Raw genomic sequence first — 17137 nt, 5'->3', positions numbered from 1 at the left:
ACTTAGTGCGAGAAGAGCGCTGCGGTTACGGATCGATCTTCAGATCGCTTTTATCCTCAAATTTCTTAATTATATTTCTTCTATGGGAGAACATTCGGAGACAAAGGCGACCGCTGCCGCTTCTTCAGATCGATTCCGTCACCTCCGCTGCTTCCTCAGGCACTGAATAGGATGTTTAGCAAAAAAAAGAAGCCACGCTAGATTCGCGGGGCTTCTTGAAGAGTTTTATAGATTCATCGTTTCTTGGGAATCCGCTAATGAGTGTACGCTCCGGAATTGCCCGAATCCACCGCGTCATGCAGTGAAGCGTTCAGCCCGCTTGCCACAATATTGGCGATATCCTCAATGAATTCATCAATTTCTTTAGGTGTTACGATGAGATCATGGCCTAGCGGTTCAAGGACCTCTTTTACGAGCGCCAGCCTTTCGTTCTCGGATATGCCATCGAGCAGTCCCATAATTTCCCGTGTCTGATTGGTTTCCTGGCCAAAGTGTTTTTTCATCATTTCCATTACATTGTTCACTATGGTCGATGCGTAACAGACAGTCGGCACCCCGATGGCGATACATGGTACTCCAAGCACCTCTTGGGTCAGCCCCCGCCGTTTGTTTCCTATGCCGGAACCGGGATGGATCCCAATATCCGCAATCTGAATGGTTGTATTCACCCGTTCCAGTGACCGCGATGCCAGCGCATCAATCGCAATAATCAAATCCGGCTTGGTCCGCTCCACTATTCCCTGCACAATCTCACTCGATTCTATACCCGTGATTCCGAGCACACCCGGCGCTATCGCACTGATCTGGCGGTAGCCTGGAGCAACCTGATCCGGCATCAGCTCAAAATACTGACGGGTAACCAGGACATTCTCCACCACCAGCGGCCCCAGTGAATCCGGCGTTACATTCCAGTTTCCCAGGCCGACAATGAGAACCGTATTTTTTTTCTGAATGCCGATCAGGGTCAGGAAATCCTCAAACTCTCTCGCAAAAGCCTCTGTCACGCGCTCCTGCAGCCCGGTATCCCCATTGCGGAGCCCCGGCACCTCCAGAGTTACATAATGTCCTTTTATACGCCCAATCGCTTGTGATCCCTCATCATTCAGTACATTTAAACGGGTTATTTTAATTCCGTCCTTATCGGAAACCTCTTCATCCACGCCCGGTATCGACCCAGGATACTGCTTTGCAGCCATTTCCCTGGCATCCACCGCCAAATCCGTACGCACAGAATACTGTTGTAGATCCAACTCCATCTGAAAACCATCCTCTCTTGCCTTTTTGTTATAGTGTGCGGGAGGAAGACTCTGATTATGCAAAGCCTTTTAAGTATTGCTTTTTATGGTACCCCATGCTAAACTATTTTAAGTTGTGAATCATTTCGAGCTATTCGAATGCCTTACAGGAGGTGAATGCAATGCCAAACATTAAATCCGCCGTAAAACGCGTAAAAACGAACGACAAACGCCGTGCGCTTAATGCTTCCCAAAAATCCGCGCTCCGTACAGCTGTTAAAGCCGCTGATACTGCGCTGGCAAATACTGAAGTTGAAGCTGCGAAATCTGCAGTTCAAGCCGCATCCCAAAAGCTTGACAAGGCTGTAAGTAAAGGCCTCGTACACAAAAATGCAGCGAGCCGCAAGAAATCCCGCTTGGCGAAAAAACTTAACGCTCTGAATGCACAAGCATAAGATGCGCTATCCATACGATGAAAATGAAGAGTCCTGAACAGCTGAAAAGCTGATCAGGACTTTTTGATTCAGACTATACTGCTTGCCTACATAACCAAGACAGGAGTTGACGAGCAATGGAAATCTGGAAGAAAAACTTATGGGTATTATGGTTTGGTTCTTTTATCGTATCTTCAAGCTTCTCCATGGTGATTCCGTTTCTCCCAATCTTCTTAATTCAAATTGGCGTGACCCAAAACATTGAAATGTGGTCCGGCATATTGTTCAGCAGTGCGTTTCTGGCAGGTGCGTTGTCCTCTCCTTTCTGGGGTTCCGTCGGTGACAAATATGGACGCAAAGCTATGATTATCCGTGCCGGATTTGTTTTATGTGTGATTTATCTGCTGACTTCCTTCGTAACCAGCCCGGTACAGCTGCTTATTTTGCGGATTTTACAGGGTCTGCTTTCCGGCTTTATCCCAGGAGCCATTGCGATCGTGGGCACCAATACGCCGGAGCATAAGGTTGGGTATGCGCTATCCACCATGTCAACGGCTACAGCCACCGGCAGCATTATGGGACCGCTTCTCGGCGGGATCCTGTCGAAGATTTTTGATAACCGTCTGGCCTTTGCAAGCGCTGGCGTGCTCTGTTTTCTGGCCACCATGCTCGTGATATTTTACGTGAAAGAAGAAAAATTCGTGCCCGGCAAAGACCGCGTATCCGTGTTTAATACCGTCAAGCTTGCACTGCATAATAAACTGCTGGTCGTTGTGCTGGTACTGACCATGTTCACACAGTTCTCCGTCATGACAATCGAGCCCGTTCTTCCATTGTATATCGTAGAGTTAGGACATTCGGCGTCCGACGCATCCATCCTGGCCGGGGTAATCTTCTCACTGGTCGGTATCGCGAGCATCATCTTCGCTCCCCGCTGGGGTAAGCTCGCCGATAAAATCGGCTTTCAGAAAATTCTGCTCATCGGCCTGTTCGCCGGGGGAATTGGTTCATTGCTGCAAATCCCTTTCCACAACATTTGGGGTTTTTCGATCGTACGATTTCTGTACGGCTGTTTCTTCTGCGCAGTCTTTCCGGCCCTCAACGGTCTGATTGTCCGCGTGACATCCAGCGATTTCCGCGGCAGGGCATTCAGTCTAAGCCAAACCTCCAACCAGCTCGGAGGCATGCTTGGCCCGCTCGCAGGCGGTGCAATCAGCGGTGTATTCAGCATCCATGCTGTTTTTTTACTTACAGGCATTCTGCTGCTGCTTACGATGGGCCTCGCCTTTTGGTCGCAGCGGTTCACCCGCCAGCCCGATACGCAATCATCCTCTGCTACGATAAATCATTAAAGTGAATTTCCCTCCCTCCTTGTCACATTGACGTCACAGTGACTCATTACGATGTGACTTTAGGAGGGTGTCTCCGAAAGCAAAAGCCCTCATTCTGCTCATGCAGGACGAGGGCTTATTTTCTCAAAAAATATATAGAAGTGAATAATTTGACCATTCACCTTCGCTTGATAGCGGTATTCATGCTGCTCCAGAATCGTTTTAACAATCGCGAGTCCAAGACCGGTTCCCGATTTTTCCTTATGACGCGAGCTTTCCAGCACATAAAAGGGCTCCCACAACTGGGATACATCGGATATTTCTCCCTGAAAGACATTGCTCATATCGAAAACGATATCCGAGCCCTGTTCCCCGAAAGATACATGTATTCGATGATCCGCTGAATATTTTACCGCATTGCTTAAAAGGTTATGAAATACCATCCTGATTTTATCCGCATCGGCTTCAATCATCGGGTTTCCCGGCAGGTCATCTTCCACGACCAGTTCGATCTGTCTGAATTCCAGTTCCATTTGAAATTTCTCCAAGCAGTCGCTGAACAAATCCTTGATTGGGAGCGCGCTGAGCTCAAGCAGCCCCCTCTCAATTTTCGCAAAATCCAATAGCTCGTCAATCAGCCGAGCCATACTTTCGTTCTGACGCAATATCGTAGCAGCATAGCTTCCATCGTCCAGCCCGTCCTGAATGCCTTCGGCATAAGCCTGGATGAGCGAAACCGGCGTCTTAAGCTCATGCGTGATATCGGACATAAACCGCTTTAGACTTAAATTCTTTCTGGATAAATCGGCATGCGCCTCACTCAGCTTGTCACTCATGGTATTGATGCTCTCCGCCAGCTCTCCGATCTCATCCCTGGTCTTTGTCCGGGCTTTTCTGAAATGCAGCTTTGAGATATCCTTGGCCACCTCACCCAGCTCCTTCAGGGGCTGGGTCATGCGGTAAGAGAGCAGCCAGACGACGAACACTATAATCAGCACCGAAATGAAGGCAAGGATCAAAATAAACTCGTTAATCATCTGGATTGTGTCACTAATGTACGCCATGGAGAGTCCAATCAGGACGATGTTTTGATCCTTTCGGATGAAGCTAGCATAGAAACTGGATTTGAGCTTACCCTGATCATAAATTTTATTTACGCGGCTGCCTTCCTTAACCTTTTGCCAAGACTCATCCGTGATCCAGAATTTATTTAGCGTGACCGTCTTTTTGGCCAGCTGCTGCAGCAACGAATTGTTCAGGTCGTTTCCCCGCTTCTGCAAAGAATCATATACGATCGTAACATGGTATTGCTGCTCAAGCAGTGGAATCGAGTCCGCCATCCTTGCAGCCGGAAGCTCTGCGATCAAATTGATCGCTTCTCCCAGCTTCTCTTTGGTCTTGTATATATAATATTTAGGCAGAAAAAAGTTTGCCATCAGCACAAAGACAATAAAAATGAACAAAATGGCAACGGTGATGCTCAGAAACAGCTTACGGCCCAGCTTATTCATCACTGGCCTCCACACTATAACCAAGTCCCCGGTAAGTTTTAATAAGGTCTCCTCCAACCTTCTCCCGGAGTCTGCGGACATGGGTGTCCACCGTCCGTTCATCACCAAAATAATCAAGACCCCACACCAGATCCAGCAGTTGATGTCTTGTTAATATATGGCCCTTGTGTCGGATAAAGCAGCACATCAGCTCAAATTCTGTTTTCGTCACCTGCAGATCGGTATCATTTTTATAAATTTTGCTGCCTTCCATATCGATTCTTATCGTTTTATAGCGCTGTCCTTTCTCGTCACCCAGCAGCTTTTTGGCCCGGAGAACAAGAATTTTCGGGTGAAACGGCTTGCGTATGAATTCATCCGCGCCAGTGTGGAGTGCCTTAAGCTCATCCTCTTCTTCACTTTTTGCCGTCAGGATCAACACCTTTTTATCCGATCGCTCTTTGATTTCCCGACACACTTCAAGCCCACTAAGCTTCGGCATCATCCAGTCCAGAATCGCAAGATCGATTTTTTCACGGTAAAAGACCGCGAGAGCCTCCTCGCCATTCCCTGCTGTAAATACTTCATAGCCTTCCTTTTGAAAATATGCCGTTAAAATCCGCAGCATATCCTGTTCATCGTCAGCAATTAAAATCCGCATGGTATTCTCCTTTTCGAAGGACTCCGCCGCCTGTCACATTCATGTAACGCAGTCCCGGTATAGTTGAAGTCGAAAGGGAGGATTCCTATGAAACCCAAACACAAAAAGCCTGCCAGCTTCAATCTGTTCATTCTGTTCGCCGCTCTTCTTCTCTTGACGGCCGGATCTATCTACTATTATGCAAGACAAATCGAACCAAATCTACTCCGTATCGAGAAGGTGAAGATCATCACTCCATCCGTCACTGCTGATCTCAACGGTATGCGCATCATTCAAATTAGTGATCTCCACCTGGGTGAATTCTATTCCTTGGACAAACTCAGAAACCTCGTAACACGTATCAACAGCTTAAAACCGGATCTCGTCGTGTTCACAGGAGATTTGATCGATAATTTTTCACAATACCGCAATTCAGGCAAGGTCGCACCTATATTAAAGCAAATCAAGGCCACGCTTGGAAAATATGCTGTGTACGGCAATCATGATCAAGGTGGCGGCGGCAAACATCAATACCTCCGCCTCATGTCGGACAGTGGGTTCAAAGTGCTCGTGAACGAGAATAAGGTTTTGAATGTCGGCCGCAGCAAGCTGAATATCGCCGGTCTCGATGATTTTTTACTCGGCTCACCCGATCTCAAGAGTACATTTAAGCAGGTAGATCCGGATAGTTTTGATCTGCTGCTTGTGCATGAGCCCGATGTTGCGGACCGGCTGGGTTCTTATCCCGTGGATCTGCAGCTATCCGGCCACAGTCATGGAGGTCAGGTTCGACTGCCTGGATACGGCTCCCTGTATACTCCGCCGCTTGCCCATAAGTACACAGAGGGGTTATATACTTTTTATCGCCAAAGCCGTAAACCTTCGTATCTATACGTAAACCGTGGAATCGGCACAACACGCCTTCCCTTCCGCTTTGATAGTATTCCGGAGTTGACCCTCCTCACACTGCAGCAGCCTGCAACCCATTGACGTAAGATACAAAGCATTAAAAAAGGGCTGTACGCACATCGTAGTTTTCTAATCGACTACGATCCGTTCAGCACCTTATTTTGACCATCTATGCCGCGAGTCTTAACAGAAACAGTTCCAGTCCCAGTACCTTGTCGATAGCTCCCGTTTTCATTTGGAAGTCGAGCGTTCCAAGCCTGCTCAGAATCTGTTTCAATTGTGAAGCCTGGAATTTTCTAGCCTGCTCTCCAGCGATCTTGACAGCATAGGGGTGGAGACCCAGCTGCGAAGCAATCTGCTGTTGGGAGTAGCTTTGCCCTCCAAGGTCCTTGACCTGTAAAATAATGCGGAACTGCCGGGCAATTAATGCAGCAATTTTGATCGGTTCTTCCTTTTGCTTGAGCAGCTCATAGAAAATTCCGAGTGCGCGGTCCACTCTTAAATTCGCAATATCTTCCACAAGTGCAAACACGTTTTGTTCCGTAGTCCGTGCAATCAACTGTTCCACGATATGTACGCTGATCACTCCGCCCTTGCCAGCATAAAGGCACAGCTTATCGATCTCCGCGGATAAGGTCTGCAGCTGGGTGCCCGCATTGCGGATCACCATTTCAGCTGCCCCCTCTTCCATCGTGCACTCGCGTTCTTTCATCTTTTTGCCTACCCACTTTAAAAGATCCTCGCTGCCTAAAGGCATAAAGGTAAGCAGCGTACCCCTGCTTTTAATCTCTTTAACAACTTTTTTCCGCTCATCCAGCTTCTCCTGGTTGACCATAAACACCAATACACTGTATTCAGCCGGATTTTTCATATATTCAAGGAGCGCTTCCACACGATGCTCCACCTTCGCATTGTCCTTGCCTGCTGTGAATACAGAGGCATCCTGCACAAGAATCAGCTTCCGCGGCACCATGAAAGGCACCATTTCTGCTTCTTCAATGACCGCCTGCAGAGGCGTATCCGAAAGATCATAATGGACCAGAGCAAAGTCATGCTCTTCCTGGGAAATCGTCTGCTCCACGAGAAAAGAAACAAATTCGTTCATTTGGTATTTCTCCGTACCGTAAAGCAAATAGACCGGTGAGATCTCTCCCTGCTTGATGGCCTTTGTTGCAGCTTTGACGTCCACACGTAGGCCCCCTTTCATCTATGTAGCCTGATCATTATTTGGCCTGCTTTAATATATTATCAAAAATCGGCCCAAGGTAAAACAGCAAAGAGACCCTCCCTCACGGAAAGGTCCCTCTGATCCCAGCACATCTATGATAAACACCGGCTAAGCAAAGCTCTAGAAACTTTGCAGCCCGCGGTCATACGACGGGTCTGGATTAATCTAACCGTATATCCTATTCTATATCTCCAATTATTGTGCATATAGCAAACCGGTTTATTTTTTATATATTCGGTTCACTTTTCAGGGATTTGAAGAATCCGAGCCGTTAACCTGATAGGTTTTGCTCGTCGTTGCGCCCTGATCATCCGATGTTTGATAGGTAAAGACCGTGCTGTCCGCTGACCATACCCCAGACACCCAAGTGCCTGGCAAATCGATGGTCTTGACTGCCGTCTTCTGCCCGTCTTTATCAGAGACATTATAAATGACCAACTTCTTCTCTTCTACGGAAGCGGCATATTTGCCGTCAGGAGAGTTGAATTGAGCCGCTGCGGCCTTATTAAAACTAGTAATACCCATGGTCATATTATCTTCTTTGACACCCGGATCCTGATCTTTGCTATTCGAATCCGCAGCCGGTGTTTCCGGAGTGCTGCTGTTATCTGCCGCCTTGTTATCCTGGCTGCTGCCACCGTTGCCGTTGTCCACCGGAGTCCCTTGTTCCGGATTTGAGGATTCCGCCGGAGTACCTGAATCCACAGCACCGCCGGAAGCCGATTTTTTCCCTATTCCCGTATCCGCGCTCCGGCTTGTTTTATCATCCGGCTTGACTGGAGGTTCGGTTGACCGCAACGTCTGATCCTTGGACGCATGGTCCGCGGAAACATCCGGCGTCGTCAATTCTGCATCTCCGCTCCCAGCGGAGGATCCATCTGTCGTGTCCTGTTTCACCGGATCACTTTGCTGTTCATCCTGCTTGGGCTTAACATCCTGCTGCCCTCCGCCGCTGCCCGTTGTTGACTCACTTGCGGAAGAAGCTGTTTCGGCCATCTTTTGCTCGGCTTTAAAGGCAGGCTCTTCTGCTGTTGATAAATGCTTCGGAGAATAGTTATATATAGCCACTCCCAGAATAATTACAGCTGCTACCGCACCCATGGCCGTACGACCGGCAACAGAGTTGCGGAATTTGCTTGTACGTACTGGCCGTGTTGGTACGGGAACCATCTCGGCAGGAGCTTCCTCGCGAGAGGCGCTCTTTTCCTGACGGGCCTGATCTATGGCATCGAGCTGAGGCATAATGGCATCGACAATACTGAATTTGGGCGTTACTTTGGGGAGATCCTCAAGATCTCGGGACAATGACTTCAGCATCCGAAAGGTATCCGTACATTCAGGACATTGTTTTAAATGCTCATATAACTGAACGGTCTCTTCTTCGCTTAGATCATAATCCAAATAACGGTGCATCCATTCCACCACCTCTGGACATTTCATCCTGATACACCACCTTTCTGATGCTCTTGAAGCATATTTTGTAGCTGCTGTCTGGCCCTGAACAAATAAGACTTCACCGTGTTTAAGGGAAGGTTCAGACAGTCAGCAATTTCATTGTAGGAAAAGTCCTGCAAATATCTGAGAACAATAACGGTCCTGTGATGATCAGGCAGCTGGTCTATCGCTTCCTGAATATCCTGGGCCAGGTAAGAGGACATCACAGATTGCTCTACATTCTGTTTATCCTGAAATACCAGTTCATGCTCATCGATAGAAACCGTAGGTTTCGTGCGCCGGAATTTATCAATACAAATATTGGTCACGATCCGTTGAACCCATGTTTTAAATTGCGCTTTTTCTTCATAGGAGCCTATCTTGGTGTAAATGCGAATCAATGCTTCCTGAGAAGCATCCATTGCATCCTGTTCATCGTTTAAAATGTAATAGGCTGTTCGATACACTTGATGCTCAATTTCTCTTAATAGGGTGATTAGAGCGTCGCGATCGCCCGATTGAGCGGCTCTTATGAGTCCCTGCTCTACCACAAAGGATCCCCCTCTCCCTGCAATCTTACAGACGTGTAAGAGTGTCAAATTGTTGCAAATTGTAACCAACATTTTTTATCCGTTATAAGACCCTAAAATCTTATGTACGTGAAGATGGCTTTCACCCGCTAATTGCATGGCAATCCCCAATTAAGAATACCAAATTCTAGTGGGCGCGTCACCTCTAATATAAGAGGCACCAACTTATCCATTTTACGTGTTTTTTTCGGTTAATTCTTTAAGATTTTGTTAACAAATGATCTCTTTTCAAATTTAATGGATTAAATCCAATTTAAAGCGGGTTTGTATATTTCCCCGCTGCACAATCATCTGCACTTCACCGCTTAAATCTGTCCGGAATAGTTGGGCCTTTTCCGCAGCAATCCGTTCCACAACATCCGCATGCGGATGCCCGTACAAATTGTTTACACCCGCTGAGATGACCGCTGCTTTCGGCCGCCAATAATGAAGCCAGTCTTCGCTGCTCGACGACTTGCTGCCATGATGGGCAATTTTGATCACATCAACACTGCCTTCCGGCATAGAAAAGGCTCCGGCAGGCATAGATGGCTGCGAAGTCAAGGCAGCTTGTGCGTTTTTCAATCCTATACTCAGTATATCTTCTTCCGCCGCTTTATCCATATCTCCGGTGAATAAAAATCTTCCATCATTCATGGTCAGTAGAAACGCCACCGAGATGTGATTCTGATTTTTTTCGACAGGGACTTCATCCTGCTCCATTTCTTCAAGGAGCGGAGATAAAAAGGAGAGATCGGTATGATCATCCATTTTTAGCTGCATGCCCTGATGAACGGCATATACTGGAATCTTACGGTGAAGAGCCGTATCCATCAGCTTATCGAAGGAAGAGGTTCCCGCCAACGTGCCATTAAAGAGCAAAGCCTTTACCGGAATCTGATCCAACACAGCCTGTATTCCGCCTGCATGGTCTTGATCCCCATGGGTAATGATGACCGCGTCCAGATGATGAATTCCACGCTGCTTTAACAGCGGCACAACAACCTTAGCCCCGACCTCAAAGGGATTTTTTCGTTCCTTCCAGGTATCCTGGAGCTTCCGGAAATTAACGGTGCCTCCTCCATCCACTAGGATATTGCGTCCTCCCGGTGTCGTGATCAGAATGCTGTCACCTTGTCCCACATCCAGGAACTGAACCAAGCCAGCACCATGCAATGACGATGGCCTGTACTCCCAATATATCAAAAATATAAAGACAAGCATAATTGTGGCCATAAGAGATGCAATTTTATAGTTTGGCGGAGACGGAGAGTACGCGGCCCTGCCGGGAGACCCCACGCCTTCAAGCTCAACGGTATCATTTGCATCTCCAGCTGGCAATCTGCTTTTATGGCCAATCAGGTACCGGCTTGCTACATATAAAAGTAGATACAGTACGGCAAAGTAAGTTAGAATCCAAATGATTGAAGGCGATCTCCATATCGTGACAAATTGCGGGTATCCGTTCATCCAGCGGACCAGCCAGAAGGTTCCATCATTCAGGATTTCGGCTATCCACCCTACCGACCTTCCCGCAGGCAGCCAGATCCAGCCAAGCAGCAGCGCTGCAGCGCCCAGAGGCAGCGTGAGAAAAGTAATCAACGGGACCAATACAAAATTGGCGGCAAAAGACAGCAAAGAAAACTGGTTGAAATAATAGATTGTGAGCGGGAAGGAAACAACCTGAGCGACCAGCGTCACCCCAGCGGCTGCTGCGAAGCGCTTTGGAAGAAAGCGAAGAAGCGGGGTCACGAGCGGTACATACAGCATGAGCCCTGCCGTTACGAGAAATGATAGCTGAAAGCTGACACTCAGCATATAATACGGATTCCACAGCATCATAAGGAGAGCTGCCGCTGCCAAAATATTCATGCCATCCTTCAGCCAGCCCTTTCTGGCAGCAAATAGCCCAATCATGCCCATAATGCCCGCCCGCACAACCGAAGGACTCACCCCGGAAATGAGCACGTACACCGGGATCATGATCATAACAATTAGCAGAGACCTCTCTTTCGACACCTTGAACAAAGACAGCAAAAACAGCAAGCTGGCGACATAAACAGCAACATGCATGCCGGATATGGCCAAGATGTGGGTCAACCCAAGCTGGGAAAATTGAGTGTACGTCTCCGGGTCAATATCATCCTGCATACCGATAAGCAGTCCTTTCATGTAGCCTGCATGAGGCTCTTGAAAGATTTCCGCAATTTTACTTCCCAGCCCGCTGCGTATCCGGTCATTCCAGCGGAAGATCGTAAGCGTACTCCAGTGGGAAGGTGGTGAAGCCTGTACATTTTGTATGCCTTTCACTTTATAGAGCCAATGAATATGCTGGGTGCGCAGATACGCCGCATAATCAAAGCCGCCGAAATTTCGTGCAATAGATGGAACCTCAACCGATCCGTTTAGTTTAATCCTGTCCCCCCGCTGCCAGCTTTCTGCTAACCTCTGCTGGTCCTTGCTTTGAAGTTTAACTTGGACCATAACCCGCTCAAGCAACGGAAGCGACTTCATGGAGGATGGTGAATCGCCTGTATCTGCATTCTTTTGTATCATTACTTTTTTCAGTTCAACCTGTAAATCCGCCCTGTCTCCGTCCACTTCGACGGATGAGACGATTACGCCTTCGGCTTGCAGCAGCATTCCACCCATATCAGCGATATCCATGGCCACAGCCTCCGGCAGCACGGTTACATTCCGTGCATCGCTCCACTCCCAGTATATTCCCGATAACGTCAATGCTACCCATGCAATTAACATGCTGCGGAGCAGGTTTCTATGCACCAGTGCAGGAATAGCAAGCAGCAGCGTCATTCCGGACCAGATCATCAATAATCTTAATCCCGAGTATTCGTAGGCCATACTGCTTCCTACCATCCAAGCGATGGTCCAGACGATTAACGGCCTTCCTCTCATCTAATTCCCTCCTTCTATCTAAAAAGGAAGGACCTCTGTCTGCGGCTTAAAGCCGCGGCGGCAGAGGTCCTTCCTCGATTTCTCTTTTTATCCTGTTCTAGTTGGAGACGGTCATCATTGTTTCACGCGGCGGTTCATAGGTTGAAAGTCTGCGAAAAGTGATCCCCTTCTGCTTCATCATCTCCGTGACCTTATCTGTATCCTTTGGATAGGATCGGTGAAATACAATTTCCGTTACCCCGCTGTTGGCCAGCATATTGGCGCAGGTCCAGCAGGGCTCGTCCGTTACATAAACCGAGCTGCCTTCACGGTCAATCCGGTCGGTAAAAAGCAGGAGATTCTGTTCGGCATGAATCGTACGCACGCAGCGCTGCTTTTTGATCATTTCCTGTTTACCGTCATGCTCTACCATTTCGAGTTCCTCTGCAATCATGCAGCCGGCCTCAGAGCAGTCCGGAACGCCCGATGGGGCCCCATTATAGGCTGTGCCCAGCAGTTTTTTTCCTTGAACCAGCACGGCACCAACATGCCTGCGGGGACAGCGGGAACGCGTAGAAACCATGTAAGCAATATCCATAAAGTATGTGTCCCAGTCTTTGCGCGTTTCGTCGTTCACGTTTATCACCTGTTTTTCATAGAATGATTGTAAACATTGTAGCACATCTCCGGGCTAAAGCTCTACGTAGGGCTTCATTTTCTCAAGCATTTTAGCACCAATTCCCTTAACCTTGTCCAGATCGCCCACCTTTTGAAATGGACCATGCTGATTTCGATAGTCGATAATGGCCTGTGCCTTCTTTGCTCCAATGCCTGGTATATTTGTAAGCTCGGAAGCCTGTGCCGTGTTAACGTTTATTTTGCGGACAGATGACGATTCACTGCTGGGAGGATCGGTTGAAGGATTACCCGCTTTATTTTCTGGAACGCTGGAGCTGCTTGCCGAAGAGCCGTTTGAAGCTGCTGTTTGAGACTCTGTAACTCCGGAAGCCGTTCCTGCAGGAGCAGAAGAAACCGCTTGAGTGGTTGGCTCGGTCTTCACAGGTTCTGTAGATGTCTGAGTTTTGTCTTTAGCTGCATTCCCGCCACTTTGCGCTGCTTGTCCTGTGCTGCTCTCCGGTGCCGGCTTATGTTCGTCCTCTAAAGCAGCAGCGAGCTTGGCGTTCAGCGGTTTCCACGCCTCTGCTTCATCTCCATGCTTCATGCCAGACAATAAAATCACGGCGCTTCCTATTATGGCACAGCATATGCTGATCCCTACAGTCAAACGTTTCATGATACACCTCATTTTCATAGAAATGTCTGTCTTTACTTGAGAGAAGCTCACACCTTCTGATCTCTGAAAAAATAAAATGCTCTGCCGGAGCAGTGCCTGCCGAAAAACCGTCATGAGGTGCAGGTTCATACGCATACATTAAGGAGAAGGATTGCGCCGTTACCGCAAAGCACGAAAGGAGGGGACCTATATGAAGGTAGGATTCATCGGAACCGGCAGTATGGGAAGCATGTTGCTCGATACCTTCATTGCTTCCGGTGCGCTCATGCCTCAGCAAATCTTCGCCAGCAACCGTTCATTAGAAAAGGTGAATTTGTTGGCTCAGCGTCATCCCGGACTGAATGTATGCAGCAGTAATGTAGAGACCGTCAAAAATAGCGAAATCGTATTTCTATGCGTAAAACCGCTTCAGTATAAAGTCTTGATCGATGAAATCGGGGATGAAGTGAAGCCTAACCAGATCCTTGTATCGATCACGAGTCCGGTCCAAACACATCATCTCGAAAGCGCACTGACCTGCAAAATTGCCAAAATCATTCCAAGCATCACACATTTAACGCTGAGCGGTGCTTCCCTTTGCATGTACGGCAGTCGTATTCATGCAGAAGACAGGCTGCTTTTGGAAAATCTCCTGGGCTTCATCAGCAGGCCCCTGGAAATCCAGGAATCCCATGTGCGGATTACCTCGGACTTTTCCAGCTGTGGACCTGCATTCATCAGCTTCTTTCTGGATCAATGGATTGAGGCAGCGGTTGAAATGACAGGCATCGGGCGTGAGAATCTCACAGAATTGGCCGGCGAAATGCTGCTTGGAACGGGCAAGCTGCTAACGGAGGGCGGCTTCAAGCCTCATGAGCTTCAGGAAAGGGTTGCCGTCCCTGGCGGAATCACCGCAGAAGCCCTTGCCCTGTTAAAGCATAGTCTGGATGGTGTATTTCACCAGCTTATCTCCACGACTCATGCTAAATACGATGAAGATTTGAGTAAATGCAATACGCTTTTTGGCGATTCCAAAACTTAGCCGTAAAGCAAATGTCTCAATAAAGCAGTGATTCCAAAAAAATCCCCGTACAAAATTAATTGTACGGGGATTGAATGCTTTTCGATCCTGTTTATGATTTAGTTGGCTACAATATTAACCAGTTTACCTGGTACAGCGACCACTTTGCGTATAGTCTTGCCAGCAATGGCCTGCTGGACATTGTCCTGAGACATGCTGTATTCCTGCATAGCTTCCTGGCTCATGTCTTTGGCAATCATGGCACGTTGTACGATTTTACCGTTGACCTGAATGACAATTTCAACCTCGGAATCAACCGTCCATGCTTCATCAAAAGCTGGCCATGCAGCATATGCGATGCTTTCCTGATGTCCGAGACGTTCCCACAGCTCTTCGGTAATATGCGGTGCAAATGGCGCAAGCAGCTGCGTGAAGTCCTCAATCGCTTTGCGCGGAATCGAATCAGCCTTATAAGCATCATTGATGAAGATCATCAGCTGGCTGATCGCTGTGTTGAAACGCAGATGTTCCATATCTTCAGTAACTTTTTTGATCGTTTTATGCCAAACGCGTTTGAATTCATCGCTGCCTTCATTATCCGTAATTTTTGAATTCAGACTGCCGTCTTCATTAACGACAAGACGCCATACACGGGACAGGAAGCGGTGCGCACCTTCCACACCATTTTCGTTCCATGGCTTCGTCGCTTCGAGCGGCCCCATGAACATTTCATAAATGCGGAGCGTATCTGCGCCATAATTCTCAACAATTTCATCGGGATTGATGACATTGCCGCGGGACTTACTCATTTTCTCATTATTTGTTCCAAGAATCATGCCCTGGTTCACCAGCTTCTGGAACGGCTCCTTGGTGCTGACAACGCCCAGATCATATAGAACCTTATGCCAGAAGCGTGCATACAGCAGATGAAGCACAGCATGCTCAACTCCGCCGATGTAGAGATCTACCGGCATCCATTCGCGTTCTTTCTCCTTCGAAATGAGCTCCTCTTGATTATGAGGATCAATAAACCGCAGGTAATACCAGCAGCTGCCTGCCCATTGCGGCATGGTGTTCGTCTCGCGGCGTGCTTTCATGCCGGTCTCCGGATCCACCGTCTCAACCCACTCGGTTACGTTCGCAAGCGGCGATTCTCCTGTGCCAGATGGTTTAATCTGATCAATATCCGGCAGCATCAAAGGAAGCTGGTCCTCCGGAACGGTCTTCATGGTGCCGTCCTCAAGATGCAGGATCGGAATCGGCTCTCCCCAATAGCGCTGGCGGCTGAACAGCCAATCACGCAGACGGTAGGTAGTTTTCCCTTGGCCATTTCCGTTTTCCTCAAGCCAGGTAATCATTGCAGGGATGGCTTTTTCTGTGCCCAGGCCGTTCAGGAAGCCGGAGTTGACATGCTCTCCTTCACCACTGTAAGCCTCTTCCTGCACATTGCCGCCTTTCACGACTTCAATGATTTCTAACCCGAACTGCTTCGCGAATTCCCAGTCGCGTGTATCATGGCCTGGAACCGCCATAATAGCGCCTGTTCCATAACCGGCAAGTACATAATCGGCGATCCAGATTGGCAGCTTCGCGCCATTCACTGGATTGACCGCATAAGCACCTGTGAATACACCGGTTTTGTACTTAGCCAGATCCGTACGCTCCAGGTCGCTCTTACGAGCCGCTTGATCCTGATAAGCTTTTACAGCTTCGAGCTGATCCGGCGTTGTAATCTCAGCTACCAGGTCATGTTCAGGAGCGAGCACGCAGTAGCTGGCGCCAAACAGGGTATCCGGACGGGTAGTAAACACGGTAAGCTTACCTTCATGCCCTTCAATATCAAAGTTCACTTCAGCCCCTTTGGATTTACCAATCCAGTTGCGCTGCATATCTTTAATGCTTTCGGACCAGTCCAGTTCCTCCAGATCCTCAAGCAGACGTTCTGCATATTCGGTAATTTTCAGCACCCATTGTCTCATCGGCTTCCGGACAACCGGGTGTCCACCGCGCTCGCTCTTGCCGTCAATAACCTCTTCGTTTGCAAGCACGGTACCCAAAGCCGGGCACCAGTTCACAGGCAGTTCAGATACATAAGCAAGGCCTTTATTGTACAGCTGGATGAAAATCCACTGCGTCCATTTGTAATAATCCGGGTCTGTCGTGCTGATCTCGCGATCCCAGTCGTAGGAGAAACCCAAAGATTTGATTTGGCGGCGGAAATTGTTGATATTCTTTACCGTGATATCACGTGGATGTTCACCTGTATCGAGAGCATGCTGCTCTGCAGGTAGTCCAAATGCGTCCCATCCCATCGGATGCAGCACATTGTAGCCGCGCATTCTCTTATAGCGGGATACAATGTCGGTTGCCGTATAACCTTCAGGATGTCCTACATGGAGGCCCGCACCGGATGGATACGGAAACATATCCAGCGCATAAAACTTCGGTTTGCCAGATTCCTCTCCCGTTTTAAACGTATGATGCTCATCCCAATACTTCTGCCACTTCGGCTCAATTGCCTGGGCCTGATATCCCTGAGCCTGCTGCCCATTTTCACTCATAATCTGATGTCCTCCTCATACAGTCAGGCGGCCTTGCTACAAGCCGCGATCCAATACTCTTTTTTCATTAATCTTAAAACTTCATACGCCGTTCCTTTCAGAACGGAATCCATTAAA

14 protein-coding genes are annotated in these 17137 nt (G+C 48.3%); 4 read left to right on the top strand and 10 right to left on the bottom strand.

The window, feature by feature from the left end; all coding sequences use genetic code 11:
- Nucleotides 1-254: 254 nt before the first annotated feature.
- Complete coding sequence (gene gpr, locus KJS65_RS01150) at nt 255-1256, bottom strand: GPR endopeptidase (RefSeq protein ID WP_213648223.1); 1002 nt, start codon at nt 1254-1256, stop codon at nt 255-257.
- A 161-nt stretch (nt 1257-1417) separates the two neighbouring features.
- On the opposite strand from gpr, the gene rpsT reads away from it, so the two are divergent.
- Nucleotides 1418-1690: a 30S ribosomal protein S20 gene (rpsT, locus tag KJS65_RS01145; protein ID WP_136606580.1), complete on the top strand. Its 273-nt coding sequence runs from the start codon at nt 1418-1420 to the stop codon at nt 1688-1690.
- A 116-nt stretch (nt 1691-1806) separates the two neighbouring features.
- The gene (locus KJS65_RS01140) at nt 1807-3021 is read left to right on the top strand and encodes an MFS transporter (protein WP_213648222.1); all 1215 of its coding nucleotides are present in this window, start codon (nt 1807-1809) and stop codon (nt 3019-3021) included.
- Between the two features lie 98 nt (nt 3022-3119).
- Here the strand turns inward: KJS65_RS01140 and KJS65_RS01135 are convergent, their stop codons facing one another.
- Entirely contained in the window at nt 3120-4511 is a 1392-nt protein-coding gene (locus tag KJS65_RS01135; protein ID WP_213648221.1) for a HAMP domain-containing sensor histidine kinase, read from the bottom strand.
- Entirely contained in the window at nt 4504-5151 is a 648-nt protein-coding gene (locus KJS65_RS01130) for a response regulator transcription factor (RefSeq protein ID WP_213648220.1), read from the bottom strand. The genes KJS65_RS01135 and KJS65_RS01130 overlap by 8 nt, the downstream gene beginning before the upstream one ends.
- An 87-nt stretch (nt 5152-5238) precedes the next feature.
- On the opposite strand from KJS65_RS01130, the gene KJS65_RS01125 reads away from it, so the two are divergent.
- Nucleotides 5239-6120: a metallophosphoesterase gene (locus tag KJS65_RS01125; protein ID WP_213648219.1), complete on the top strand. Its 882-nt coding sequence runs from the start codon at nt 5239-5241 to the stop codon at nt 6118-6120.
- 88 nt (nt 6121-6208) lie between these two features.
- On the opposite strand, the gene holA is transcribed toward KJS65_RS01125, so the two are convergent.
- From holA to KJS65_RS01095, 6 genes are all read right to left on the bottom strand, one after another.
- Nucleotides 6209-7228 carry a DNA polymerase III subunit delta gene (gene holA, locus KJS65_RS01120; RefSeq protein ID WP_213648218.1) on the bottom strand — a complete coding sequence of 340 codons (1020 nt, stop codon included), beginning with the start codon at nt 7226-7228 and terminating at the stop codon, nt 6209-6211.
- 285 nt (nt 7229-7513) lie between these two features.
- Entirely contained in the window at nt 7514-8707 is a 1194-nt protein-coding gene (locus KJS65_RS01115; RefSeq protein WP_213648217.1) for a zf-HC2 domain-containing protein, read from the bottom strand.
- Nucleotides 8704-9252: an RNA polymerase sigma factor gene (locus KJS65_RS01110; RefSeq protein WP_136606587.1), complete on the bottom strand. Its 549-nt coding sequence runs from the start codon at nt 9250-9252 to the stop codon at nt 8704-8706. The genes KJS65_RS01115 and KJS65_RS01110 overlap by 4 nt, the downstream gene beginning before the upstream one ends.
- Nucleotides 9253-9525: 273 nt before the next feature.
- A complete protein-coding gene (locus KJS65_RS01105; protein ID WP_213648216.1) occupies nt 9526-12186 on the bottom strand; it encodes a ComEC/Rec2 family competence protein in 2661 nt (886 codons plus the stop codon).
- 97 nt (nt 12187-12283) lie between these two features.
- Nucleotides 12284-12802 carry a deoxycytidylate deaminase gene (locus KJS65_RS01100; RefSeq protein ID WP_136606588.1) on the bottom strand — a complete coding sequence of 173 codons (519 nt, stop codon included), beginning with the start codon at nt 12800-12802 and terminating at the stop codon, nt 12284-12286.
- Nucleotides 12803-12856: 54 nt separating this feature from the next.
- Nucleotides 12857-13459 carry a helix-hairpin-helix domain-containing protein gene (locus tag KJS65_RS01095; RefSeq protein WP_213648215.1) on the bottom strand — a complete coding sequence of 201 codons (603 nt, stop codon included), beginning with the start codon at nt 13457-13459 and terminating at the stop codon, nt 12857-12859.
- Between the two features lie 190 nt (nt 13460-13649).
- Here KJS65_RS01095 and comER point away from each other — a divergent pair, with 190 nt between their 5' ends.
- A complete protein-coding gene (gene comER / locus KJS65_RS01090) occupies nt 13650-14480 on the top strand; it encodes a late competence protein ComER (RefSeq protein WP_213648214.1) in 831 nt (276 codons plus the stop codon).
- Nucleotides 14481-14578: 98 nt separating this feature from the next.
- On the opposite strand, the gene leuS is transcribed toward comER, so the two are convergent.
- Nucleotides 14579-17020, bottom strand: coding sequence for a leucine--tRNA ligase (leuS, locus tag KJS65_RS01085; RefSeq protein WP_213648213.1), 2442 nt, complete (start codon nt 17018-17020; stop codon nt 14579-14581).
- Nucleotides 17021-17137 lie beyond the last annotated feature (117 nt).

This window comes from Paenibacillus sp. J23TS9 (assembly GCF_018403225.1).
GTDB lineage: Bacteria > Bacillota > Bacilli > Paenibacillales > Paenibacillaceae > Paenibacillus_AQ.
Note: the sequence above shows the minus strand (reverse complement) of the source record. Positions and strands in the feature narration are given on the sequence as shown.